This window comes from Streptomyces sp. NPDC023527, assembly GCF_055560115.1.
In genome coordinates this window covers 42201-66160 of the sequence record NZ_JBVHJJ010000018.1, presented here as the reverse complement: position 1 = coordinate 66160, position 23960 = coordinate 42201, and the positions used below count along the sequence as shown (strand labels likewise).

At 71.7% G+C, this 23960-nt stretch carries 25 protein-coding genes and 1 pseudogene; 10 read left to right on the top strand and 16 right to left on the bottom strand.

Translation table 11 applies throughout. The annotated features are described in order from the left end of the window. Positions 1 to 397 precede the first annotated feature (397 nt). The 7 genes from ACZ303_RS29575 to ACZ303_RS29545 form a co-directional block, all read right to left on the bottom strand. Positions 398 to 973 carry a transcriptional regulator gene (locus ACZ303_RS29575; RefSeq protein WP_467343546.1) on the bottom strand — a complete coding sequence of 192 codons (576 nt, stop codon included), beginning with the start codon at positions 971 to 973 and terminating at the stop codon, positions 398 to 400. Next, positions 973 to 2553 carry a helix-turn-helix domain-containing protein gene (locus ACZ303_RS29570; RefSeq protein ID WP_467343545.1) on the bottom strand — a complete coding sequence of 527 codons (1581 nt, stop codon included), beginning with the start codon at positions 2551 to 2553 and terminating at the stop codon, positions 973 to 975. The genes ACZ303_RS29575 and ACZ303_RS29570 overlap by 1 nt, the downstream gene beginning before the upstream one ends. A 14-nt stretch (positions 2554 to 2567) precedes the next feature. Beyond that, a complete protein-coding gene (locus tag ACZ303_RS29565; RefSeq protein WP_467343544.1) occupies positions 2568 to 2816 on the bottom strand; it encodes a hypothetical protein in 249 nt (82 codons plus the stop codon). 374 nt (positions 2817 to 3190) lie between these two features. After that, a complete protein-coding gene (locus ACZ303_RS29560) occupies positions 3191 to 3607 on the bottom strand; it encodes a hypothetical protein (protein ID WP_467343543.1) in 417 nt (138 codons plus the stop codon). Between the two features lie 215 nt (positions 3608 to 3822). Beyond that, positions 3823 to 4644 carry a hypothetical protein gene (locus ACZ303_RS29555; RefSeq protein ID WP_467343542.1) on the bottom strand — a complete coding sequence of 274 codons (822 nt, stop codon included), beginning with the start codon at positions 4642 to 4644 and terminating at the stop codon, positions 3823 to 3825. After that, positions 4641 to 5549 (bottom strand): sigma-70 family RNA polymerase sigma factor, encoded by a 909-nt coding sequence (locus ACZ303_RS29550; RefSeq protein WP_467343541.1) that lies wholly within the window; start codon positions 5547 to 5549, stop codon positions 4641 to 4643. Before ACZ303_RS29550 ends, ACZ303_RS29555 begins: the two co-directional genes overlap by 4 nt. Then, on the bottom strand, positions 5546 to 5767 hold the full coding sequence (locus ACZ303_RS29545; protein ID WP_467343540.1) for a hypothetical protein: 222 nt from the start codon (positions 5765 to 5767) through the stop codon (positions 5546 to 5548). Before ACZ303_RS29545 ends, ACZ303_RS29550 begins: the two co-directional genes overlap by 4 nt. Before the next feature lie 912 nt (positions 5768 to 6679). On the opposite strand from ACZ303_RS29545, the pseudogene ACZ303_RS29540 reads away from it, so the two are divergent. Both ACZ303_RS29540 and ACZ303_RS29535 read left to right on the top strand, forming a co-directional pair. Beyond that, positions 6680 to 6837, top strand: a pseudogene (locus ACZ303_RS29540) (MBL fold metallo-hydrolase); the annotation flags it as partial. A gap of 35 nt (positions 6838 to 6872) precedes the next feature. Further along, entirely contained in the window at positions 6873 to 7019 is a 147-nt protein-coding gene (locus tag ACZ303_RS29535) for a hypothetical protein (protein ID WP_467343539.1), read from the top strand. A 259-nt stretch (positions 7020 to 7278) separates the two neighbouring features. Here ACZ303_RS29535 and ACZ303_RS29530 read toward each other — a convergent pair whose 3' ends face one another. The 3 genes from ACZ303_RS29530 to ACZ303_RS29520 form a co-directional block, all read right to left on the bottom strand. After that, positions 7279 to 8157, bottom strand: coding sequence for a hypothetical protein (locus ACZ303_RS29530; RefSeq protein ID WP_467343538.1), 879 nt, complete (start codon positions 8155 to 8157; stop codon positions 7279 to 7281). 10 nt (positions 8158 to 8167) lie between these two features. Then, on the bottom strand, positions 8168 to 8617 hold the full coding sequence (locus ACZ303_RS29525) for a papain-like cysteine protease family protein (protein WP_467343537.1): 450 nt from the start codon (positions 8615 to 8617) through the stop codon (positions 8168 to 8170). A 361-nt stretch (positions 8618 to 8978) separates the two neighbouring features. Beyond that, a complete protein-coding gene (locus ACZ303_RS29520) occupies positions 8979 to 9959 on the bottom strand; it encodes an Lrp/AsnC family transcriptional regulator (protein ID WP_467343536.1) in 981 nt (326 codons plus the stop codon). Between the two features lie 234 nt (positions 9960 to 10193). Between ACZ303_RS29520 and ACZ303_RS29515 the strand changes: the two genes are divergently transcribed. After that, a complete protein-coding gene (locus ACZ303_RS29515) occupies positions 10194 to 11159 on the top strand; it encodes an isopenicillin N synthase family dioxygenase (RefSeq protein WP_467343535.1) in 966 nt (321 codons plus the stop codon). A gap of 94 nt (positions 11160 to 11253) precedes the next feature. On the opposite strand, the gene ACZ303_RS29510 is transcribed toward ACZ303_RS29515, so the two are convergent. The 3 genes from ACZ303_RS29510 to ACZ303_RS29500 all read right to left on the bottom strand — a co-directional run bounded on the left by ACZ303_RS29510 (position 11254) and on the right by ACZ303_RS29500 (position 13583). After that, positions 11254 to 12126, bottom strand: coding sequence for an MBL fold metallo-hydrolase (locus ACZ303_RS29510; RefSeq protein WP_467343534.1), 873 nt, complete (start codon positions 12124 to 12126; stop codon positions 11254 to 11256). A gap of 674 nt (positions 12127 to 12800) precedes the next feature. Then, the gene (locus tag ACZ303_RS29505) at positions 12801 to 13136 is read right to left on the bottom strand and encodes a hypothetical protein (RefSeq protein WP_467343533.1); all 336 of its coding nucleotides are present in this window, start codon (positions 13134 to 13136) and stop codon (positions 12801 to 12803) included. A 243-nt stretch (positions 13137 to 13379) separates the two neighbouring features. After that, positions 13380 to 13583 (bottom strand): hypothetical protein, encoded by a 204-nt coding sequence (locus ACZ303_RS29500; RefSeq protein WP_467343532.1) that lies wholly within the window; start codon positions 13581 to 13583, stop codon positions 13380 to 13382. A gap of 8 nt (positions 13584 to 13591) precedes the next feature. Between ACZ303_RS29500 and ACZ303_RS29495 the strand changes: the two genes are divergently transcribed. After that, positions 13592 to 13894 (top strand): YkvA family protein, encoded by a 303-nt coding sequence (locus ACZ303_RS29495; RefSeq protein ID WP_467343531.1) that lies wholly within the window; start codon positions 13592 to 13594, stop codon positions 13892 to 13894. 198 nt (positions 13895 to 14092) lie between these two features. Here the strand turns inward: ACZ303_RS29495 and eno are convergent, their stop codons facing one another. Then, complete coding sequence (eno, locus tag ACZ303_RS29490) at positions 14093 to 15409, bottom strand: phosphopyruvate hydratase (RefSeq protein WP_467343530.1); 1317 nt, start codon at positions 15407 to 15409, stop codon at positions 14093 to 14095. Between the two features lie 163 nt (positions 15410 to 15572). Between eno and ACZ303_RS29485 the strand changes: the two genes are divergently transcribed. The 6 genes from ACZ303_RS29485 to ACZ303_RS29460 all read left to right on the top strand — a co-directional run bounded on the left by ACZ303_RS29485 (position 15573) and on the right by ACZ303_RS29460 (position 21636). Continuing rightward, positions 15573 to 15995 (top strand): MarR family winged helix-turn-helix transcriptional regulator, encoded by a 423-nt coding sequence (locus tag ACZ303_RS29485; RefSeq protein ID WP_467343529.1) that lies wholly within the window; start codon positions 15573 to 15575, stop codon positions 15993 to 15995. Between the two features lie 216 nt (positions 15996 to 16211). Next, positions 16212 to 16532 carry a hypothetical protein gene (locus ACZ303_RS29480; RefSeq protein ID WP_467343528.1) on the top strand — a complete coding sequence of 107 codons (321 nt, stop codon included), beginning with the start codon at positions 16212 to 16214 and terminating at the stop codon, positions 16530 to 16532. A 386-nt stretch (positions 16533 to 16918) separates the two neighbouring features. Next, positions 16919 to 17254 carry a hypothetical protein gene (locus tag ACZ303_RS29475; protein WP_467343527.1) on the top strand — a complete coding sequence of 112 codons (336 nt, stop codon included), beginning with the start codon at positions 16919 to 16921 and terminating at the stop codon, positions 17252 to 17254. A 222-nt stretch (positions 17255 to 17476) separates the two neighbouring features. After that, the gene (locus ACZ303_RS29470; protein ID WP_467343526.1) at positions 17477 to 18730 is read left to right on the top strand and encodes a GNAT family N-acetyltransferase; all 1254 of its coding nucleotides are present in this window, start codon (positions 17477 to 17479) and stop codon (positions 18728 to 18730) included. Between the two features lie 606 nt (positions 18731 to 19336). Beyond that, positions 19337 to 20863, top strand: coding sequence for a glycine betaine/L-proline transporter ProP (gene proP, locus ACZ303_RS29465; protein ID WP_467343620.1), 1527 nt, complete (start codon positions 19337 to 19339; stop codon positions 20861 to 20863). 140 nt (positions 20864 to 21003) lie between these two features. Beyond that, positions 21004 to 21636 (top strand): GNAT family N-acetyltransferase, encoded by a 633-nt coding sequence (locus ACZ303_RS29460; RefSeq protein ID WP_467343525.1) that lies wholly within the window; start codon positions 21004 to 21006, stop codon positions 21634 to 21636. A gap of 170 nt (positions 21637 to 21806) precedes the next feature. Here ACZ303_RS29460 and ACZ303_RS29455 read toward each other — a convergent pair whose 3' ends face one another. Next, complete coding sequence (locus tag ACZ303_RS29455; RefSeq protein WP_467343524.1) at positions 21807 to 22883, bottom strand: amidase domain-containing protein; 1077 nt, start codon at positions 22881 to 22883, stop codon at positions 21807 to 21809. 329 nt (positions 22884 to 23212) lie between these two features. Continuing rightward, positions 23213 to 23437 (bottom strand): hypothetical protein, encoded by a 225-nt coding sequence (locus ACZ303_RS29450; protein WP_467343523.1) that lies wholly within the window; start codon positions 23435 to 23437, stop codon positions 23213 to 23215. Positions 23438 to 23960: the final 523 nt, after the last annotated feature.

Here is a 23960-nt window from a genome sequence, read left to right as displayed (position 1 = left end):
CTGCTGGCCTCTACAGACGATCGTCAGCATCACGTCGGAAACCGTCACCTGGTCCTCCTTCCGCCAGCCCTTCCGCAAGGAGTGGGGGGAGCTTGCCATAGGCCCGTACACCTTCTCTCGCCCCGCCTACGAGACCGCACTCGCTCAGCCGACCCGCCTCGCTGCTGATCCGCTGCAACTCTTGGAGGGATGATGCCGTGACCTGCGGTCGCTCAAGCGTGCGGTGCGCACATCCCGGCGGCCGACTCACCCTTCCGTCAGCTGTCGTGCGGAGCGGCTCCAAGCGATCAGGTATCTCGTGCCTGCTGCCCCTTGGTGGCAACAAGCCTGCTCCAGTGACGACTACCGTGCTTCGGCTCACCTGGGCGCCGCCGTGCGGGTTCCGCCCGAGGGGCTTTTACGCGGCGAAGCCGACGTTGGTGACGTACTCGTACTGGCCCCACTGGCTGCCGAGGTCCGGGAGCACGTCGGCGGTCCACGCGGCGTCCAGGCCCTGGTGGTCACCGGCCGCCCAGGAGTCGACGATCTTGTCCCAGCGGCGCACGTTCATCGTCCGGTACTCCACCACCCGCTGGAGCGGGCGGGGCACCTGGGACTGGTTGAGGGGATGGATCTCCACCCTCGTCCCGCGGCCGTCGCGGTTGAGGCGGGCCAGGAGATGCCGGGCAACGTTGTGGCGGCGCACCGCCCGGTATGCCTGGTCGATGCGTTCCAGGTTGGCCTTCGTCGGCCGGCGTTTGCCCTCGAGCCAGGCTTTGAGCGTGCGGTCGGTGACCGTCAGCCCGGCCTGTTTGGCGGCCTGGCGGCTCTTGCCGGTCCTGGTCAGGTAGTGCAGGCGCGCTATCAGGCCGCGCTTGGCGGTCACGGGGGTGGCGATGCCGCCGGCGAGTTCGTCGAGCTTGCGGGCGACGGCGTCGCTGCCCCTGATGCCGCGGGCGCCGTACTTCCCGAAGTCGATGTTTTTCTCCGGCATTACTCCTGCTCCTCCCCCGTGGTGTCGTCGGTGTCGGTTCCTGCGGTGTACGTGTCCTTGACCTTGACTTCGGTAACGCCGCGGCCTTCGGGGAAGACACGGCGCCAGTCGCCGATGACGTGGAGTTCGTCGGTGCCCATCGCGCGGACGACGGTCAGGCCCTCGTCGTGGGCCTTGAGGGCCTTGAGCCACAGGTTGGAGAACGCCTGGGAGCGGATGATGTGCATCCAGTCCGGGCGGTACAGCTCCCGGTTGTAGTTCGACTCCCCCATCGTGGAGACGAACTTGGAGTACATCGCCTTCACGTACTCCAGCGTCACCTCGTCGCCCTGTTCGATCGCGGTGTCGCGGGCGTCCTTGAGGGCGACGCGGAACTTCTCCAGCAGGTTCTCCGTCGCCCCGGAGGTGTAGGACTGGTGGATCTCCGGCGGCGCGCACAGCCCGTACTTCGGGCCGGACAGGCGCAGCAGGAGGCGCAGGGTGGGTTCGGTGACCCAGAGGGGTCCTGGTTCGTCGCGGTTGCCGATCGGGTTGGGCAGGACCGCCTCGTGTTCCCAGGCGGGTGGAGTGATGAGGTGGACGCCGGCGCGGCGGCGGTCGTGGGCGAAGCCGGTGGAGTGCTCCAGTTGCCCGAGCGGGAGGTGGGTTTTGAGGGCGGAGAGGTAGGCGCCGTTGATGTCGAGCGCGGTCACCTCATGCCGGCCGGGCGGGAGTTCGTGGCGGGTCCATTTGGGGCGGGCCTCCCAGATCTGGTCCGGGCCGCGGGAGGTCTGCTTCTTGAGGATGTCGGGGATCCAGGGGTGGGCGACGATGTCGTAGCGGGCGCCCTTGCGGGTTTCGTCCAGCAACCGCATCGCGTCCGGGATCGCCCGCTTCAGCAGCGCCGCGGTGGCTGCGTCGACGTCGCCCTGGTGCTCGGCGAGCGCTTTCTGCACGGCCTGGCCGATCAGGTCGACCGGTCCGGACGGCTCCTGGAACGCGCGCCGGGCCGGGCCCTTGGAACGCTCGGAGGGACGCGTCGTACGCGGTGTGCGCGCCGTCGCTGTCGGCTTCCCGGTGTGAGCGGTCTCGGGCCGTACGGGCGTCGCGTCGGGCTGGGCGGGCGGCACGGCAGCGGCGGGCCGGCAGTCGGCCGGGTGAAGGTGCTGGGCGAATCCCGCCACCCGGGTTCCGGCCGGATGCCCGCACAGCACACACGGCTCCGGCGCCGTCAGGGCCTCCACCTCGTCATCATCACCGCCTTCTTCGGGCATCGGGGAAGCTGTGGAAGCGTCGGCCGTGGCAGGGGGCTGCGCCATGGCCGGCTCGGCGGCAGACGGCGTCACCGGGGTGGTGTCGGTGGTGAACTTGGCAGCCAGCCCGTCCAGCAGATACGCGTACTTGGTCCGGACCTCGCCGACCGGATCCCGGCCGCCTTCCCAAGCGGCGACCGTGCTCGGGCTCACTCCCAGGGTCCGGGCCACCTGCGCCTTGGACAACCGGGCCCGCTCCCGCAGCTCCTGGCGGGCCCGGGGGGCGGGGAGCTCGGCTTCCGGGCCGACGGCGGCCAGCAGCGAGTCGATCGCATCGAAATCACTCACCGGGCCACTCCCTTTCAGATGTAGGTGACGGGGTTGCGGGACCGGTGCGGGCTCGGGGTGGGGCGGCCCACCCGCGCATCGCCCAGCAGCAGGTCGCCCTCAAGGGCGTAGCGGTCGCCGTGCTTGGAGATCCCGGTGATCCTCGCGACCGCGAGCACCGTGCCGTCGGTGTTGATGATCTGCACCTCGTCCTGGGACAGGGCCCGGTCGGCATTGAACTTCCAGATGCCGCGCCCTGCCTGCCAGGCTTCGTCCTCCGACATCCCGGGACGCCATCCGATCGTGGCGCGTCCCAGCCCGTCATCCGCGTTGGCAGGCCGCTGGGCTCCCAGCTGGATCTGCAGCACCCTGTCCATCCTCACCACAGGAGAACCCTTTAACTTGTTACGAAGTTATCAGCGGTCGGGTAACTTCTCAACAAGTCAAAGAGTAGGAGACGCGTGGCCAATGCCTCCGGCGAAGTACTGCGCAGCGTCCGCGAGGGCACCTTCCCCTCGTGCGGCACACCCGAGCCGAGCTGATCCACGTGCGGTTCACCCCCGACGTCGGCATCCGCCGCTGCAGTGAATGCGGCAGGGAGATCCCTTCGGCCACCAGGCGCCCGGCGCCCGGGCGTTGCCGTGAAGGTCACGAAAGGTCAGCAGTGCGGCCAATGGATCCCCTGTCCGCGACCCCTGATCGCACGCCATTCAAGGACGGGGACTCGGCCCTCAGCGGCATGGATCCAGCCCCCGTGGTAGGCAGTGGTGAGAATCCCGTCGAAAACGTGCCAGTCGGCATGGTGTCCGCAGGAACCGCACCGGTTCGGGTTGAAGCTGCGCCCCCGCTGCCATGCGGGACGGTCGTGCAGCTGTGCCGCGATGTCTGCCGTGTCACCGTCCGGCGCGGCCAGGATGCGGCGCGCCATGTCGACCGCCTCGGGAAAGTCGGTAGTGGTGAACTCCTCTCCGCGCGGCCGGTACGACGGCAGCAGCCCGAACACCCACCACAGAGAAAAGGAGCACCGTTCGCACGGCGCCTCGTACGCCAGCACGTCCACCCGCAACGAGCTCACCAGGCCGCACCCCCTTACGCAGTGATCCTGGCACATTGAGTCCTGGCGCCGGGCGGGGTCTCGTCCTCCCGCTGTGTGTTGCAGTCGGTCCGCGCTTCCCACCCCACGCATCCCCGCCCGCACACCCGAGGCCGGACGCACTGCCGCCAGGCGGCCCGGGACGCACGGGCTGCGCCCCCGGTCGGGTTCGGCGGGGGCGCAGGGCAGCAGTTCCTTCAGTGGGTCGCGGCCTCGTCGACCTGGCGGTGAACTTGCGTTGCGGGGCGGGATGCGTCCCGGCGCAGGCCCAGGCGAGCGTGCCTGCGGGCCGGGAGGTCGCTGGGGCCGTCGGGCCGGGCGGCGGCCTTGTCCAGCAGGGCGCGGATCGTGCGGGCGAAGTCGGGACCGGGCAGGGGCAGCTCGCTTTCGGGTTCGCGGAGGTAGCCGACCGCGACGGCGGTGGGCATGTAGGCCATCAGCTCGCTGACCACGGCGGAGCGGGGGCGGGTGGTGTGACCGGCGAGGCGGCGCAGGATGCGCAGGATCGCGGTGGTCGGGGCCCTGTGGTCGTGGTGGAGGACGACGGGTTTGTCGTCCCGGCGGAAGGTGGCGCGCACAGGAGCGGCTAAGGCGTGTGCGTCGTCGGTCTGGTGGTGCCACCAGCGGGCGGTGTGGGTCTCGCCGAGGGAGAGGTGGTGGAGGTAGAGGCAGTAGGCGGCGGCGGGCTGGCCGGCGCCGGCGGCGTACTGCCACCAGAACCGGGCGCCGTCGTCGGTGTCGGTCAGCTGCAGGACGCAGGCCAGGACCAGCGCGCTGCGAGGCGCGGGCACCTGGTCGGTGACGAAGCTGGCGACCGCGGTGGCGGGGGTGTGGGTGACCAGGGTCTCGCACAGTGCGCGCAGGTCCTGTGCCGCGGCCGCCGACGCGTTCGGCGCGGGGCCCGGTGTGACGGCCGGCCGGGTGCCCGGGGCGGCCTCGCGGGGCGGGATGGTGTCGCGGGGCACGGTGCGGTCGCGGATGAGCAGTGCCCTGGAGAGGATGTCTTCGAGCGTGGTCATGGTGTTGGTCCTCCGGTGTGGGGCGACAGCTCGATGGTGTCGTCCAGGAAGCGTTCGGCGTGGCGTTCGTCGGACCGTACGGCGGCCAGCGGAATGCCGAGGAGGTCGGAGGCCTTCTCGGGGGTGAGTCCGCACAAGCGCCGCAGCACCATGACGTCGAGCTGGGCGTCGGGCAGCTTGCTGAGCGCGGTGAACAGCTCCAGGCTCTCCGCCAGTTGTGCCGCCTGATCCTCCTGGGAGGTCCGTGTGCGCAGGGCGACCGTGTCGAAGGCCGCGTCTCCCAGTACGGGCCGCTGGTCGCGGTAGTCGGCCTTGGCCTTGACGGTGGCGCGCAGGATGTTCCAGGCGTAGCGGCGGATGTCGGGGCTGGCGAGGGCGTCGTCGAAGGACAGCCACAGGATGGCGAAGACGTCTTCCACCGCCGTGTCGCGGGGCTCGTCCTGGAGGAACGCCCCCGCGTAGCGGCGGTAGTCGGCTTCGACCATCGAGCGCAGGGCGCCGTGTTCCAGGGGTGGTCCGGACCGGGCGGTGGCCACGGCGATGGTTCCCTCGGTGGAGCGGTCGACCCAGTCCCGGCTCTTGCCGGCGTCCAGGGCCGCCTGCCTCCACAGCCGGTACAGGGGCCAGCCGGGCATGTTCAGTTCTGTCGCCAGGCGGTGGATGACCTCCCAGCGCGGGTAATGGCCTACGCCGCGCAGCAGCTCGGAGAGCTTGGACTTGGCCAGCGGAATGCGGAGGCCGAGGTCGCTGAGGGTGCGGCCGCTGGCGAGGTAGCGCTCCCGGGTCGGATCGAGCCAGGCCCGGTGGGAGCCGCTGACCGTGACCGCGATGGGGCCGAGCTTGCGGCCGGGGCGGACCGGGGCCGGCTCGGAGGCCGGCCCCGGCACGTTGAACGACGTCGTCACGGGGTGCCGTCCTCCTTGTCGGGCACCGCCGCCCCGCGGTGCCCGGAGGCCTGCGCGGGCCGCGAGCGGAACCCGCGCAGGACCTGGGTCACGGTCAGCCCCAGGACGGGAGCCAGGGAGGCGATCAGCATTACGTGGCCCATCGCCGCCATCGCCGTACTCCAGGCGAACACCATCCCGGCCAGCGCCAACAGCGGCGCTATCTTCCTGGTGTCCATCACACTCCTTTGTGTCATGCCGCAGCCATCCGGAGACCGCGTCAACAGGAACCCCGTCCAACCGGCGGGTGCCGAACCGCGGTTGAGGGGGCCCTCAGCATGACCCTGACATCACTCGCTACGCCACGTGATCACGGAATCACGGAACATTAGGTGGCGCGGGCGGTCAGCCGTGCAGCCGGAGATGACCGTTCCGGTGCACGTAGAACACACCGAGGGCGCTTCGCGGGCGAAGTTCCCGGTTTTCCTTGCAATCCCATCGGCCAGCCCGTCATATAGGGAGACAGGACACCTTGGTGTCGCCCTTCCATCCGGAAGAGGCTCGCCCCCGTGCCGAGATCGAAGGGGCGCGTGCCGGACCGTTCCCGCCCGGCCTGAGGTAGAGGCCGGGCGGGAGCGGTGCACCCCTGACAGGGGAGACGACCGTAGCGCAGGGCACTGACAACGCCTCCCCAGCGACCCGGAGTGCGGGCCGGCGCCCGCCTCGTCGTGCGGCTCCGCGGCGACTTCAGTCACCGGCTCCGGGTACCAGGTGAAGTGGCCTCTTGCCCTTGGGCCGCCGGGCTCTTCGTCCACGAGTCTGCCCGGGTGCGGGTCATGCGGCGCCGTGCCCACAGGCCGCGCGAGCGCCTGGTGCAGCGGGGCCCGCCCGCGCATCGGCTCCCGCCGGCCGCGGCCGGGGACCCCTTGTCCGCCCGCGGTCGTGACGGAGACCGCACCAATGCCGCCGGTCTCCCGGGCGGACCAGGGCGGCGGTCCAGGGCCCTGCTTCGTCAAACGCCAGGCTGACGGCCTGACTCCGCGATTGATCGCGGGCGGGCTGGAGGGCTGCTGCCCGGGTTCCGTGCCCCCGGCCTGATCGGTGAGGCCGGCGGCCGCGCGGTCGTCCTGCGCCAGCCGCGCGGCCGAGCCGAGGTCCGGCTGCTCCACGCCGCCGCGCACGGCCGCCGCTACGCCGACCGCTTCGGCGCCCGGCTGTGGATCCACCAGGTGACCTCGATGCCGCCCTGGACTCCGGCCGTGTGCTTCGCGGCACCGACCCGGCGGAGATCGCCGAAGGGGTGACCGCCTCGCGTGTCTGCCGGATGGCGGTCCCGGGCAGCGTTTGAGGTTCCGCTACCTCGGACTGCGTCTGCTCGCTCAGTCCAGCAGCCGGATATTCCTCATTCCCGAGGGCTGGAACACCAAGGAGGGCAGTGTGGTGATCCTTCCTGTGGACGGCAGCGTCCGCGTCGCGTTCCGCCCGGGCTGAAGAACAGGTCTTCGAGCCGCTGCCCTACCCCACCACCCGCCCCCCGCAGCGCATGCCATAACGGTCCGCACGACATTGACACCGGCTTTCGTCACTCGCGTCACAAGTAATTGGCAGAGGACGTCAGCAGCTTGCCCCTGCGCCGCTGCGAGGCGGCGAGGCAGGCGAGGGGTCTGTAGCGGCGGTCCGGCCGGGCATGGCTACGCCCCGTACCCGGCCGGCTGCCGGGGACGGGGCGAGGGGGCGTACGGGGTCGGGGTCAGCCGGTGCTTGCGCGTCGGCGCCGGCGGAGCGTGACGGCTGCGCCCGCGAGGGCGAGTGCCGCGCCGGAGCCGGCGAGCAGCGGGGTGGCGGACGACGCCTCGTCCGCCTTGCGCGGGGTGCTGTAGCCGCTGGAGTAGCCCTTGGTGTCGTACTCCGTGCCGGGCAGCTTGTCGGCGTAGCGGGCCTTGACCAGTTTCTGGTAGTCGCTGAGCGACACCGACGTCTGGCCGCCCAGTCCCTGCCGGGCCTGGTCGTTGAGCGGCTCGACGGTGGTGAGCTTGAGCTGGTACCAGCCGCGGATCTGCGGTTCGGTGAAGACCAGGGTTCCCACGGTGGCCTTGCTGGCGTATGCGGCATCGCTGTCACCGTCGCGCACGGCCGCCAGGTGCCAGCCGCCGCCCTGGGTGGGGGCGAGCATGATGGTGGCGTTGCGGCCGTTGACGGTGGTGCTGAGCGAGGAGACGAGGTTCGTCAGCTTGACCGCCTCGGTGGGCAGTGGCTGGGAGGTGCCCGCGACGAACCCGGCGGTGATCTCGTTCAGTGCCAACGGGTCCTTGATCGTGAAGGCCGGGAGGCCCTGGCACGGCTCGGCCGTGTCGGGGATCGCCTGCACCGGGCCGCCGGTGCCGCCGCTGGGCACCGGAGTGCTCAGGAAGCGGCAGACGGCGTTGCGGACGGCCGTGGACTTCACCGCGTCGAGGGCGGCCTGGTAGTCCGGGATGTCGGCCGGGAGCGGGTCCTTGGCCGGGGCCGCGTGGGTTGGGCCGACGACGGACAGCAGTGCGGATGCGCTCAGTGCGAGGACGATGGACAGGCGGGAGGAGCGGGAGGCCGCCCGCTTGCTGGACGTTCTGGTGCCGCTGGTGTCGCGCATGTCGCCTGCCTTAGCGGGAGATGCCGATGCGGGAATGGGTCCACTTGGACGAGCTGTTGCTCACGTAGTCGTTGTAGTTCCACCACGTGTACGTGGCGGTGTCCGGCCACGGGTCGGCCACGGCGATGGTGTTGTTCGAGGTGTCGAAGCCGTAGATGACGTTCATGTGGCCGCCACCGGAGGTCCACCCGATGCGGGCACCGATCGGGCGGGCCGCCTTGACGTCGGTGTACACCTGGTTGAACGTGGCCGCGCTGTTCAGGCCCGAGCCGGTGTGCGCCATGCCGAGGCTGCCCCAGCCCCTGGCCATGTCGTCGAGCGTGGCGGGCTGGTTGTTGCAGCCGTAGGCGGGCTGGGCCCGGGTGCAGAAGTCCGTCTGGGTGGAGCCGTAGCCCTGGAACTTGGCGATGGTCAGCCCGGAGGCGACCCAGCACCACTGGGTCTTCTCCTGCTTGTACATGCCGATGTTGTCCTGACCCGCTTCCGCGTGAGCTGTACCTCCTGCGGCCGCAAGCAATCCCGAGGCGGCCAGCGCGATGGCCGACGCCGTGGTTCCGTACCTGAATCTGCCCATGTTCCTGCCTTCCCCTGATGGGTGCGACGAGACGAGCGGGGCGATCTGGCACGGATATGACAGCGCAGCATGACGAGGTCATACAGGGGACTTGCGTGTATTTAACCCCTATTGATTATTTGTCGGTTAATCATTCGGATGATCTGTCCTGGTGGGGAGGGTGTTCGACCAGCCTGTCGGGCCAAGGCTTTCCCACCGCACTGACGGCGCAGGTGCGCGGGCCGGGGCCGGAGCGGGTTGATGCCGGTCAGGTGCCGGTGGTGAGCCGTTTGACCTCGCGGAGGATGGGGGCGGTCTCGACGGCCTGGATGCCGGGGAGCGAGCCGATGCGGTGACCGAGGTAGTGGTGGAGGTCGTGGCCGCCGCGGAAGACCCCGGCGGCCACGAGGTTGTGCGGACCGGTGGTGGCGGCCGCGAAGGCTATTTCGGGGTGGGTGGCCAGGGCGTGGCCGGCGGCGGAGACGTCGCCGGGGGCCACCCGCAGCCAGAGGTGGGCCATCAGGTGGTAGCCCAGGTGACGGGGCGCGAAGTCCACGGAGAAGCCCAGTGCGCCCTGGGTCCTGAGGCGTTCGAGGTGGCGCTGGACGCTGGAGGGCGAGCGACCGGTGGCGGCCGCGAGCTCGGGCAGGCCGGCCCTGCCGTCCTTGGCCAGCGCGGTCAGGAGAGCGCGGTCGGTGGCATCCAGGGCCAAGGGCTCGGGGTGTCCGGGGCGCTGCGAGGCCGGCACCGGGATGCCGTTCTCCTCCCCGGGGGCCGGGCCGAACGGAAGCCCGTGGGCGTACCAGGTGCTGGTGATGCCGGTGAAGAGGTGGAGCAGGCAGTGCGCGCCGATGCCTGTCAGGCGCGGGGTGCGGGGCAGTGTCTCCAGGAGCAGGGTGTCCCGCTCGTGCGGTGTGGAGGTGGTGAGGGCGCAGTGGAGTTCGGTGCCGCCGGAGGTCAGTGAGATCCAGCTGGTGTCCGGCCGGCGGGCCAGGGCCTGGGCGACGGGGCCCGCGGAGTCGGGGGCGCAGTGGATGCGCAGCAGCCAGCGGGTCATTCCCAGGGTTGCCGGGACGGGCTGGCCGACGACGCGCAGGCCCAGGGTGCGCAGGCGGCTGTAGCGGCGGGCCACGGTGCGTTCCGAGGTGCCCAGGTGACGCGCGATGCGGCTCAGTGCCGCCCGTCCGTCGAGCTGGAGGGCTTGTAACAGCCCCAGTTCCAGAGTGTCGAAGGTGCCCGAGCCCTCCACCGTGACCTCCCGTGTGTCCGGCGCCGTCTCGCAGCTGTCCGCGCCAGGGTCCGACGATAGGCGCCCGGTACCGGCCGCGCCCGCGGCCTGCCGTGTTCTTCCGTCTCGCCGGCCGGCGCCGCCTGTTCCTCCCGTTTCCCGGTGGGCGGCTGGGTGGCGCCCGCTCCTTGCGGCGACCATGGCCGAACCGCTTCACCACCTTGGAGGCGGAAGGGCAGTAAGGAGAAGGGCAGTATGGGTGTTTCCAGCATTCCCACGGTCGATCTCTCGGCATGGCGGGCCGGTGACCGCCAAGGGCGCGAGCGTCTGGCCATGGTCGTCGACCAGGCGCTCGGGCGGGCGGGCTTCCTGCTCGTGACCGGTCACGGTGTCCGGCCGGGCCTGCCCGCCGCGGTCCGCACCGCGGCCCGCGCCTTCTTCCATCAGCCCACCGACGCCAAGCTGCCGTTCCTGGCGGAGACGGGCCAGTACGGCTGGAGTGGTCCAGGAGCGGTGGCCGCCGGCCGGGCGGAAGGTCTGATGACGCCGCCCGACCTGGTGGAAACGTGGTCGGCGGCCCCTGGCCCGTACGACGCCGCTGCCGGGCACCGCGGGCCCGAACTGCTGCCGGCGGCCTGGCCTTCCCAGCCCCCGGCGCTGCGCCCCCTCCTTGCGCGGTACGTACGTTCCGTGCGGGCGCTCGCCGAGGAATTGCTGGAAATCCTGGCAGCGGCCCTGCGCCAGCCGCTCGATTTCTTCACCCGCCACTCCACCCGTCCCGACTGGACCTTGACCCTCAACTGGTACCCCGCCATCACCGTCACGGGAGTGCCGCGGCCGGGCCAGTTCCGTGTCGGTCCGCACACCGACTTCGGCACCCTCACCGTCCTCGACCGGCAGCCCGGCAAGGGCGGCCTGCAGATCCACACGGAGGAGGACGGCTGGCAGGACGCCCCGTACGATCCCCGGGCGCTCACCGTCAACATCGGGGATCTGATGGCCCGCTGGACCGGCGACCGCTGGCGCTCCGGCCGTCATCGCGTACTGGCCCCGCCCGCCGGCGCCCCGCCGGAGGAGTTGTTGTCCCTGGTCTACTTCTACGACTGCGATCCGCACACCGTCGTCCAGTCGCTCCCCGCCCCGATCGGCCGCGTGTCCTACCCTGCGGTCACGGCCCGCTCCTATGTCCGGTCCAAGGTCGCCGAGATCGCCCTGAGGTGAGGGCATCACCCGGCCGGCGTCCCGCCGGTGTTCCACCGTGGGCCGGCCCCACGGGGAGCGCACGAGGGGCGGGACTGCGCCAGGTCCCGGCGCCTCACCAGCGTAGGGCTGTGAAGTCGATCGGCTGGGGCCGGAGCAGTCGCGTGCGTTCCGCCAGTGCTGTCAGCCGCCGGGTCATCTCGTCGGCGGGCATGCGGTGGCGATCGCCGTGGCCCGGCAGGACCCATTCGCATCGCAGCTGTGGGGCCACCCGGGTCAGAGAGTTGGCCAGTTCCTCGATGGAGTACCAGATCACGCTCTGCGCGACTTCGAGGTCGCTGGTGGTGCGTGACCAGTAGAAGCTGTCCCCGCTGAAGCAGTACCGGTCATCGGCGAGGTAGAGCACACTGCCTTGGGTGTGGCCGGGCAGGGGGTGGGCGGTGACCCCCTCACCGATCCGCAGGGGTTCGAGTCCCCGGATCACCTGGTCCGCGTCCGGTGCCGCGTCGAGGTCGTCCTCGTGGATCCACAGCTGGGCGCCGAAGTGGTCCGCGTAGCGGCGGCCGTGTGCGGCGTGGTCGCGGTGGGTGAGCAGGACGTCGGTGACCGGGCCCGATGCCGCGTAACGTTCGGCGAGTTCACGGCTCCAGCGCGGTGTGTCGATCATCATGGCGGTGCCGGAGGGTCGCCGAAGCAGGTAGGAACTGGCGCCGGCGGTGTGCTGTGAGTTGTGCCCGCACATCAGTACGCGGTGGTCCAGGGCCATCGGAAACGGGTCGAGCCCTGGGTCCGGCTTCTTCCCTGATATCGGGCGGATGGAGCGTGTGGGGCAGGCGAAGACGGCCGCGTGTAAGCGCCGTGTCTCCGTCTCGTCGCGCGGCGGACGCAAAATCTGTGACTTTCCGTCGGCCTCGCCGATCAGGCCGGGTGCGAACTGCCGGGCGGCATCGCAATTGAAGCAGCGGTCGTCCACGTACCAGTCGTCCATGGCAGGGCTCCTCACCGGGGAATGGCCCTTGACCAGGGCCGCCGCTTCAGGGATATCCCACCCGCGGCCGGAATCGGTAGGTCCTGCCGATCTTGTATTTCCGAGCTCGAACCGTTCTGGCGGTCCGAGAGATGACAGCAACGTGTGACCGGTTTATACACTTTTGGCTTCTTGCTCCGCGTGCCGGGCAACCGGGCTCCTCCCCGCCCGCACGGCAGCGGGCGGCGCGACGGGGCGGGCGGCCGACGACGGCCCGGCGTCCGGGATTTCCGCGCATACCCGACCGCGGCTGTCGCCTCCCGAGGAAAGGCCGGCGGCCGGGATCCCGGCCGGCGGTCCGGGGGCCCTGGGGCGCAGGGCGGTGCGAGCTCCGGGCCCCGGGGCTGTCCGACTGCCCGAACAGGCGGTCCGCGCCGGTGGCCATGCGGTGGATGGCGCTGTGGCGGTTCGCCCGGTCACGGACAAAGGCGGCCCCGGCCGCCGCGCCGGACCGGGGCCGGCCGGCGCCCCGCGTCGGGGCCGGAGGCAATGCGGTCGATCATGCCCTCGAAGCCGGGGCCCCGCCGGTGGGCGGCAGGAGCCGGCGTCCGGCCCGCAGGGGCGGCTCGGACGCCGGTCTCCTGGTTCCCCGGGGTGTCTTTCGTGCTTGGATCACGGATGGTTCATCCGGGCGGTCAGGCGGGGAACGCCCCCGCCTCGCTGACTTCCGCGTTCGGATCGCACCAGGCGGTGGAGACGCCACCGGAACGAGCGCGGTCACCGAAGCGGACGTACAGGTAGCCGTCGGGCTGGTGGCAGACGGCGTACGCGGTGAAAGAGCGGCCGTAGCACGTGACCGATGCGCCGTGCCCCCTGCTGCCTCTCTCGTATCGCCAGGTGTCGCAGGTGAACGAGGGTGTGGCGGTGCTGCCGGAAGGCGCGGCGGAAGCGGGTGCCGCGACACTCACCGCGCCCCCGCACGCGAAGGCGAGGGATACGCTGACGGCCGCGACACGATAGCGGATTCTCATGTGCCCCCTGTCGGTGTCGTGTTCGATCGATGCGAGGGGCGACGCTACCCACGCACACGGGTGCCTGGTAGTGCCGGAGCGGAGTTGGCCGGGAACCTGCCCTCGGGCTCCGCGGGGGCCGGGGCTTCGTGCTGTGCCGCCTTTCGCCCGCCTGTCACATCCTCGCGTCCTGATCCGCCGGTGGAGCGCCGGCCCCACCACGCGGGCGCGTGTGGCTCGCACGGCTGGGCCGCTGAAACACCTTCAGCCCGACCACACGAGGCAGCGGTGGCGGGCCGGGATCTCCCTGACCTGGCCGGTGACGCGGGCGGAGCAGCGGCGGGCGCGGACCAGCAGGCTGCCGGCCCAGGCCGGCGGCGTCGGGCGGCGCGGCGCCTGGATCCGCCTGGCCGGGGCGCGGGCGCCGTAGTACGGGTGGCGGTCACAGGGCGCGAGGACGGGGTACACGGTCCTGCATGAGCATCGCATCCTGGGCCCTGATCTGCGGGGTGGTCCTCTTGCTGGTGGCGGCGGCCGGGGTCGCCGTGCTGTTGGCGGTCCGGCTCTTGCGGGCGCGGCGGCTGCTGCGGCGCGCCGGCGTGGCCGAGAGCGGCAAACTGGTCTTCTGGGGCGCTCTGCTCTATCTGCTCTCCCCCGTCGACCTCATCCCCGACCCTGTCTACTTGGACGACATCGGCGTCCTGCTCCTGGCGCTGCGCTCCCTGCGCGAGGCCGCCCGTCGTCCCCTCACCTCGACCGGGGCCGCGCCAGGCGGATGAGAGGGCCGGCTGCTCGTGACGCGTACTGAGTCGGCGGAGACGCGGGCGCCCTGCCGACGACGGCGCGCAGGCGCCGGTCGTCGGCTTGGCACAGGTCACACGGGGGTGCACAGCCCTGGGAGATGGGTCTCCCCGGCCTGTGAGCGGGCCCCCGATCGTGTTCGGGGGGCCCGCGTGGTCTCTGCTTCTGCCTGCTGTTCACGCCCGGCGCAGTGCGGAGCGGCCCGCGAAGCGTGCCGAGGCGCCCAGCTCCTCCTCGATCCGGATCAGCTGGTTGTACTTCGCCGTGCGGTCGGAGCGGGAGAGCGAGCCGGTCTTGATCTGACCGCAGCCGGTCGCCACCGCCAGATCCGCGATGGTGGTGTCCTCCGTCTCGCCCGAGCGGTGCGACATGACAGCCGTCCAGCCCGCCTGGTGGGCCGTGGCCACCGCGGCCAGCGCCTCGGTCAGGGTCCCGATCTGATTGACCTTGACCAGGACCGAGTTGCCGACGCCGGTGCGGATGCCCTCGCGCAGCAGCGTCTCGTTGGTGCAGAACACGTCGTCGCCGGTGAGCTGGCAGCGGTTGCCGACGCGGGCGGTCAGCTCGCGCCAGCCCTCCAGGTCGTTCTCCGCCATCGGGTCCTCGATGGAGACGACCGGGTAGGCGTCGATGAGCCCGGCCAGGTAGTCGGCGTGCTCGGAGGGGGTGCGGCGCACCCCCTCGCCCGCGTAGTCGTACACCCCGTCGCGGAAGAACTCCGACGACGCCGGGTCCATGACCAGGCCGATGTCCGTGCCGGGGCGGTAACCGGTGCGCTCGATGGCGGTCATCACGAAGTCGAGCGCCTCCTCGGCGGTACGCAGTGCGGGCGCGAAGCCGCCCTCGTCGCCGACGCCCGTGGAGAGCCCGGCGGCCAGCAGATGGCGGCGCAGGGTGTGGAAGACCTCGCTGCCCATGCGGACGGCTTCGGCGAAGGTGTCCGCGCCCACGGGCGCGATCATGAACTCCTGGAAGTCCAGCGGATTGTCGGCGTGGGCGCCGCCGTTGACGATGTTCATCATCGGCAGCGGCAGGAGGTGGGCGCCGGCGCCGCCGAGGTAGCGGTAGAGGGGCCGGCGGTGGGCCGCCGCGGCGGCCTTGGCGGTGGCGAGGGAGACGCCGAGGATCGCGTTGGCGCCGAGCCGGGACTTCGTGGCGGTGCCGTCGAGGGCGACCAGCGCGGCGTCGAGACCCGCCTGGTCCGCCGCGTCCCGGCCGCGCACGGACGCCGCGATCTCCCCGTTGACGTGGGCCACCGCGCGGTCGACGCCCTTGCCGTGCCAGCGCACGGAGTCCCCGTCGCGCAGTTCCACGGCCTCCCGGGCACCGGTGGAGGCGCCGGAGGGGACAGCCGCGCGCCCCAGGGACCCGTCCGCCAGGACGACGTCGACCTCGACCGTGGGGTTGCCCCGGCTGTCGATGATCCGGCGGGCGGTGACGGTCTCGATGGCGGCGGAAGTGTTTTTGGCGGGTCCGACTGCCTTTGCGGACATGGGAGTTCCTTCCCGTTGTCGTGTGCCGTGGCCCCGGCTGCGACAACGCTGGCGCTGAGCCCGACAACCCCAAACACTACAGCAATGCTGTCCAGTTTTGCTGTACAGCTTTGCTGTGCAGGTCAGGTGCACAGCTTTGCTGACCAACGGGGTAAAGTGCCCTATGCCCACCCCGGAAGCCGCCGCCATCGCCGCCGAACTGCGCACCGCGATGGGCAAGCTCACCCGACGCGTCAAACACGAGGACCGCATCCCGCTCGGCCAGGCCGCCGTGCTCGGCGCACTCGACCGCAACGGCGCCATGACCACCAGCGACCTCGCCGCCGATCAGCGCGTACGCCCCCAGTCGATGGCCCGGTCGGTGGGGCTGCTCATGGAACAGAACCTGATCACGCGCCGGGCGCACCCCACGGACGGCCGCAAGTCGCTGGTCGAGCTGTCGGACGCGGGCCGGGCCGCGCTCGAAGCGGAGCGCGGCCGCAGGGCCGGCTGGCTCGCGCAGGCCATCGAGGCCGAACTCGACGATGAGGAGCGGGCGTTGCTGGCACGGAGCGCCGCCCTGCTGGAACGGCTCGCCACACGCTAATGCCCCGGCAGGGTCCACCGGGCAGTGGCCGGGCCGTTCTCCTTCGGGTGGCCCGCCGGCCGGGCCGGTGGCCGCTGCCCGAGGCGGGTGCGGGTGGTGGTCGTCGCGCCAGGTCAACCGCACAGGACAGCCGGCAATAGCGTTGGGGATCAGCCGCCGGTGGCACTAACGTGCGGTTCCGGAAAGCTGACGGAGCGTATGAGCGGGGGATGTCGAATGGACCGGCGCGAGCGGCGGGACCTGGAACGGGCGATCACCGAGGGCATCAAACGGTCCCAGCGAGGCACCAGGAGCGAGATGAAGGAGGCCGTCGCCGAGGGCATCAGGCAGTACGAGGCCCAGCGCGAGCGGGAGCACCGGGCGGCGACACCGCCACCGCCGAGGAGACGGGACGACCCGCGGGACCGCAAGAGCGTGGCCGAACGGATCGGCGACGTCGTCATGGTCCTGTGGTTCGGGATCGTGGGCCTCGGCTACCTGCTGATGGCCGCGCCCTTCATCGCGATCGTCGTCTTCCTCGTGTACTGGCTCTTCTAGTCACCTTGCCCCGGTCCGGAAGGGCCGGGCTTGGAGGTGGAGCCCAACTGGCTGCTGGTGGGGCTCCACCGTCCGGACACCCCTATGCGGGTGGCAGGGACGCGAGTCACGGCCCGCGATCCACACAGCCTCATCCTTACGGCCGATGTTGTGGGACGCGGCATGGGCGCCGCGTCACCCACCGGGTGCCCATCAGGCACCCCAAACACCATTCGGGTAATCCATTCGGGTGAGTCCCGGTTGGTGCGGGATGTCACGGGAATTCCCTGCCCGAGGGGATTGCGGGCTGTCCGCCGGGCTCCTTCACCCGACTCCGGTGGTCCCTGTGGGGACCTTACGAGGATGAAGCCCGGGAAAGCCGTCGACGCAGCGAGGAGACAGCACCCATGCCGCAGACATCCACGAGAACCCGCCGGACGGGACTGGCTCTTGGGGCCGCACTGCTCCTGCTCGGCTCCCTGGCCTTCAGCGCGCAGGCAGCCCCGGGTGAGTTCGAGTACCTCAGGGCGGACAACAACACGCCGGACACCCTCTCCGACCCGTCAGCAGGCTGTAAGTCCATCCCCGGTGGGGCTGTCAACGCCAGCAACCGTACGGGCTTCACCGCCACCGTCTATACGTCTCTCGGCTGCGGCGCCGGGAAGATCAAGGAAATCGCGGCCAACGGCGGGGCGTGGAACGGCGCTCCTCTGACCGTCGCCGGGTCGGTGAAGTTCAGCTGAGAGACCAGAGGATCAGCGGTGCGGTGACGGCCCCCGGGGCGGATGCGCGTAACGCCACCCGGGGGGGGCCGTCCACTGCCCGCGCCGCCCACCGGGGCGGGGACCCGGCGCCCTTCGCACAGTGATCGTCGGATGTCGAGGACCCGTTTCCGGCCCGGCTGAGGGATGACAGCGAGCGGGACCGAGGGGACACCCGGGACGGCGTTGCTGTACACATGTCCGATGGCCGCTTCTCGGTTCCAGCTTCGTTGTGTCGCCGGGCAGGAGTTCGCGCCCTGGGCGCGCATGATCGCCGATACCTATGGCATGGATCGGTCGGAGGAGGAACTGGCCGATCAGCGAGCCGCGACGGATCTCGCTCGCACCCTGGCCGTCTTCGACGGGGGCGAGCCGGTCGCCGGAGCCTCCCTCTACAGCCGAACGCTGACCGTGCCCGGGGGCACCCTGCCCGTGGCGGGAGTCGCCTCCGTGGGCGTGGCCCCCACGCATCGCCGCCGCGGCATCCTCACCTCGATGATGCGCGCCCAGCTGACCGACCTGTACGAGCGGCGGCGCGAGCCGATCGCCGCGCTGCGCCCCTCCGAGTCCGGCATCTACGGACGGTACGGCTACGGCCCCGCGACAGTCGGCAACCAGATGCGCTGCGACCGGCGTGCCATGCGCTTCCGCCCCGATACCGACTTCGGCGAAGGGACCGTCCGGCTGCACCACGCCGCCCAGGCCCGTCCCCTCCTCGAGGAGATCTACGACCAGGTCCGCGCCGCCACGGTCGGCTGGCCCGACCGGCAGGCGGCCCACTGGGCGGTGCGCCTGGCCGACTATCCCCACCGCCGTGGAGCGGCGACCTCGCTGCGCTTCGCAGTGCACCGGGAGCCGGACGGCCGTGCCACCGGCTATGCGCTCTACCGGCACAGCTCCGCGCCGGACGGGCTCGGCGGCAGCGCCGGCGTGGTGGAGGCGGTGGAACTGGCGGCGTGCTCGCGCCGGTCGTATGCGGCGCTGTGGCGCTTCCTCGCCGGGATCGACCTGGTGAGCTGGATCGACTACGAGGGCGCCGTGGACGAGTCCCTGCCGCACCTGCTGGTCGGGCCGCGAGCGGTTCAGGCCGCGCCGGTGGACCGCCTGTGGCTGCGGCCGGTCGACGTCGACCGGGCCTTGGCGGGCCGGAGTTACAGCCGACCGGTGGACCTTGTCCTGGAGGTGCGGGACGACTTCTGCCCGTGGAACAGCGGGCGCCACCGGCTGCAGGCGCAGGGCGGGAACACCGTCTGCGGGCCCACGACCGCTCCGGCCGACCTGCGGCTGACGGCGGCGGAACTCGGCGCCGCGTTCCTCGGCGGTACCGCCCTGACCGCCCTCGCGGCCGCCGGCCGTGTCGAGGAACTGCGGCGTGGCGCGCTCTCCCTCGCCTCGGCGGCCTTCCGCGGCGAACGCGAACCCTGGTATCCGGGCGGCTGGGCCTTCCCGCTGTACTGAGGGCCTGTGTCTCCGGTCGCGGGCGAAGTCCCGTGCGCGGGCCGGCCGCCTCGCCGCCCGGGCCGGCCTCCCTCAGCGCGAGCCGGATCGGGCGGTGAACACGTAGCAGTGCACGTGCATGACTTCGCCGGCCGCCTTCGGTACGCGTCGCCGCGGAACCGCACCACGCGCCTGGACGCTCTCCGCCCCGACCGGGCCGACGCCGTCGCCGGGCCCGCGGGCCGGCGCACGGCCGGAGCGCTCCCCACATCCCCGCAGGTCAAGGCTCACGCTGTGCTTTCTCGGCGAGTGCTGCCGGGAGCCCGTGACCGGGCCGCGTACGGCCCGCCGACGGAGAGGCCGGCCACTCCACTCGGACCGCCTGGACGACCCCGGCGCCGGGAGGGGTGCGGCGCGGCGGGCGGGTCATGGGCCTGCCCGGGGGCGGGACACGGTTCAATGCATAAACCGCATGATACGGCTCATGAGTACATATACACCCCAGGAGTCCCAGCGCCTGGCCCCTCCTCGACCCGCCGGCAGGTGACCGTGAGCGCCGATCGCAAGAAGACCCCCAAGCCCGGGCGCGGTGCGCCCTCGCGCGGTGGCGCGGTGGCCACCGACCGTATGCTGCGCACCCTGCTGCGGCGCCGCAAGAAGTCGTTGAACATCGAGGACGTCACCGTCACCGACCGCCCCGAGGTCCGCCGTGCGGTGCTGGCCGCCGCGCTGGGGAACATGATGGAGTGGTTCGACTTCGGGGTGTACGCCTATATGGCGGTCACCCTGGGCAGGGTCTTCTTTCCCTCCAGTTCCTCCGGGGCGCAGGTCATCGCCGCGTTCGCCACGTTCGCGGCCGCCTTCGTCGTCCGGCCGCTAGGCGGGCTGGTCTTCGGTCCGCTGGGGGACCGCATCGGGCGCCAGCGGGTGCTCGCCGCCACGATGATCATGATGGCGGTGAGCACGTTCGCCGTCGGTTTCCTTCCGGCCTACGCGACGGCCGGGGTCGTCGCGCCGGTGCTGCTGCTGATCTGCCGGCTGGTGCAGGGCTTCTCCACGGGCGGGGAGTACGCCGGGGCCACCACGTACATCGCCGAGTACGCGCCCGATACGCGCCGGGGTTTCCTGGGCAGTTGGCTCGACTTCGGTACGTTCGTGGGGTACGCGCTGGGGTCGGGTCTGGTGACGGTGCTCACCGCGGTGCTGGGCACCGGGGGGATGACCGAGTGGGGGTGGCGGCTGCCCTTCCTGGTCGCCGGGCCGCTCGGGCTGATCGGCCTGTACATGCGGATGCGGCTGGAGGAGACGCCCGCCTTCCGGGCGGAGACCGAGGCGGCGCGGGCGCGGACGCCGGGGGCCACCGGCTCGGGCTCGGAGGACGACGAGATCGAGCAGGCGCGCCAGTCCGGTCACGGGCGGCTGAAGACGATCTTCACCGGGCACTGGCAGGCGGTGCTGATCTGCATGGGGCTGGTGGTCGTCTACAACGTCACCAGCTACATGGTCACCTCCTACCTGCCGACGTACATGACCGAGACGCTGGGCAAGGACGCCACGACCGCGCAGCTGCTGATCCTGGGCACCATGATCCTGGTGGCGCTGACCATCACCGTCGTGGGCCGCTCCTCCGATCTGTGGGGGCGCAGGCCGATGTTCATGGCGGGCAGCGCCGCCCTGATCGCGCTCGCCTTCCCCTCGATGCTCCTGGTCCGTGCGGAGGGGGCCCTGCTGCCGGCGTTCGGCTGTCTGATCCTGGGGCTGCTGCTGGTGTGTTTCGCGGGCACCGCCGCGGCGACGCTGCCGGCGCTCTTCCCGACCCGGCTGCGGTACGGGGCGCTGTCGGTGTCGTACAACATCTCCGTCTCCCTCTTCGGCGGCACCACCCCGCTCGCGGTCTCCGCGCTCCTTGAGTCGACCCATGACGCGATGGTCCCGGCGTACTACCTGATGGCGGCGGGGGTGATCGGGCTGGTCTCGGCGTTCTTCCTCCACGAGACGGCGGGCAGGCCGCTGCGCGGGTCGGGGCCGATGGTGGAGACGGCGGAGGAGGCCCGGCTGCTGGTCGCCGGCAGCCGGACGGAGGCCGGGCGTCGCGCCCGGGATTTGTGGGTGCGCCTTCGCCATCCGGGTCACCGGCATCACGAGGAGCGCTGACCGGCGGGCGGTGGCCTGGGCGGCGGGCGGGGCAGTGCGGCCGGTCGTGAAGTGGGGTGGGCGGTAAAGGAGATGCTGCTTCCCGCACCCGTGTCGTAATGTGCGCTCCCGGAAGGTGACTCTTACTTTGGGAGGGCTTGATGGTTTCGGACCTTGTCAGGACCTGGGCGGCCGGCTGGGCCGTGTCACGGCGGACGCCCGCACCGGTCGAGTGGCCCTGGGGGGTGTACATCGAGGTCGGCAAGGTCGACCAGGTGGGCCGTCATGTCCTGCCCGAGCCGGGCGAGTTCTCGGTGCGCGAGGCCGCCGCCTCGGTGAGCGTGCCGCACACCTGGCTCAAGCTGCCCGTGGAGTCGCAGGAGGCCGAACGGTGGCTGCCCGAAGGGTGGGTGGTGGACCGGGCCGAGGCGGGGCACCTGATGGCCGTGGACCTGCGGGCGACGGACCCGGCCGCGCCCGAGGGATACACCGTGTCCGTGGACAGCAGCGACGGCGTCACCCGCGTACGGGTGCGCGACGCGGCGGGCGCACCGGCCGCCCAGGGGCAGATGGCCCTGCTCGGGCAGGCCACGGTCATCGACCGCGTCGGGACCGAGGAGGCCCATCGCCGGCGCGGCCTGGGCGGCGTGGTGATGCGTACCCTCGCCGACCACGCCGTGGCGCGGGGCGCGGTGCTCGGCGTGCTGGGCGCGACGGACGAGGGGCGGGCCCTGTACGAGACGCTGGGCTGGAAGACGCACGCGCCGCTGGCCGCGTGCATATACAGGCCCTAGCCCCCCCTTTTGTCTCCCGCCGGCCGCTCGGGGGAACCCGGCCCGCCCGGGCTGCCCGGCGGATCAGCGGGCGCCCGCCTCACGCGATACGTCCGCCACCGCCTGCGGCGCGTCGGGGGGCGCCGGGGTGGGGGTGGGGGCCCCGCCCGGGGGCGGGGCCACCTGGTGTGTCAGGTGCGGTAGGCGAAGTAGACCGCGTCCGGGTTGGAGGCGATGATGCTGGCCACCGACTTCCGGAAGGTGTTGGTGGAGTGGTAGGTCAGGTACGGGACGCCGGCCCTGCTCCGGTAGGTGGTGATCATGGAGTGGTCCTTGGACCCGTCGTCGTCGAAGTCCATCTGCAGGATGTCGCCGACGTCCATCTGGTAGACGTTGGAGAGCATGGTCACCCGCTGGGAGTTCAGCGCCGACCACGACCACTCGTTGGCGCCGACCCAGGAGGTGGCCTGGGTGGAGGAGTTGTACCACCAGCTGCGGTAGTCCTCCGCCGGACCCGACTGGTCCTTCCAGCCGCCCGCCTTCAGGGCCTGGCTGATGAAGTTGGTGCAGTCCCCGCCGGCGCGGTTGAAGCTGCGGTAGGCGGGGTTGTAGTTCCGCCAGTACTTCTCCGCGTAGGAGGCCATGGCCGCGTAGTTGTAACCGGCGTTCGTCCGGTACTTGGGCTGGCTGCGCAGGGTCCAGGAGGTGCCGGCCGGGGTCGCGCTGGGCAGCCCGGCCACCTTGTTCGTCACCGCCTTGGCCACGGGCGCGTTGACCGGCCGGGGGCCGTCGTCGCGGAGCTTGATGCCCGTCAGCTCCCACGTGCCGCCCGGCTTCGCGGTCAAGGTCAGCTCGTGGCGGGCCTTGAAGCCGGTCGTGGTCGGCTCGTCGCCGCGGATCTTCTTGTACGTCAGCGTGGTGGTCTCGGTGACCTGGACGGTGGCGCGGCCGCCCTTGACCTCGGCCTTGTCCACGGTGACGCGGGTGTCGGCGTCGGTGTACGCCTCACCCAGCGCGGCCAGCCGCGTCTTGCGGGTGCGCAGCGAGGACACCGCGGTGCCCTCCGCCCGGGCCAGGGCGGCCGAGAGGCGTACGTTGCCGGTGGTGAGCGGTATTCGGGCCGCCGGGCGGGTGTCGATGAGTGCGGTGGTGCGCCCGCTCAGCAGGGCGTCGGCCATGCGGGCGAAGGCGGTGGCCGTGGTGCTGTCCACGGTGCGGGGCTCCCCCGCCGCGTTCGCCGCCGTGGCGGGCAGGAGTACGGCCGACACGGCCACAGTCAGTACCGCTCCGACAGCGGGTCTGAATGTCGTTGGTCTCACGATGTTTCCCCTTGTCACCCGGTCCGGACGGACCGGGGGACGGAATCTTCGCACGAACCTCCGTTTTATCTGTACGCGTGTGTTCGATTGGATAGTTATAGGACGCCGGCGGTGAAGTCCGGGTAGGGCGGGGCGGGCGCGCGGCGCGGGCGCGCGGTGCCTTGGGGCGGCGGCCGGGCGGGTTCCGTTTGAGGGCGCGCCGGGCGGCCGCGACGGCGGAGAGCGGCCTCGTGGCGGCGGTGTGCGGTGGCCGGAAAAGGGTGGTCCCTGGGGGTGGGCTAGGGGCGGTCGGCGCCCGCGGACTCGACGATCCTCCTGGCCGCTTCGCCGGCCGCGGCGGCGGGTGAGAGTTCGCTGTAGGTGTCCAGGTCGGTGTCGTCGCGCAGCTCGGCCCCGAAGGCGGCGGCGAGCTCCTCCTGCCGCTCGGGCGGCTGGCCGGTGACCCACTCGCGGTGCGCGGGGCCCAGGGCGTCAAGGAACTGCGCGAGAAGGTCAGTCGGCATGCGTTCTCCCTCGTCATCGCCGCCCGGCGTGCCCGGTGGTCGGCCCACCACCTTGCCTCCTTCCCGGCCTTGGGGACCGGCGGATCCCGCGGGTGGCGCCTGTTCACCCGAAAAGAGGCGCCGCACCGGTACCCGCGGCCGCTTGAGCGCGTCCTGGCGGGCGAACGCGGGTGGCGGAGACGGCGCCCCTGGCGTGTCACTCATACGGCATGACGTCACCGGGCATGGATCCCGGTCCCGGCCGCACCCCCGGCCTGGAGCCGGGCGGGGGGCGTGCCGCCCGGCGGGGCCCGGCAGGCCGGCTGACGGACCGACGGGGCGAGCGGGCGGGCGGGCGGGCGGGCTGCTGATGGGCTGGGCTGACGGACCGCCTGGCGGGCCGGCCCCACGGAACCCGCCCGGCCGCCTATCCGGCCGCCCGTCAGACGCCTGTCCGGTGCCTGCCCGGTGGGCCCCGAGGCCCGTTTTTCGGACGGTCCCACGGTAGGACCGCGGCGTGTCGCCCCGGCCTGCCCTCACTCGT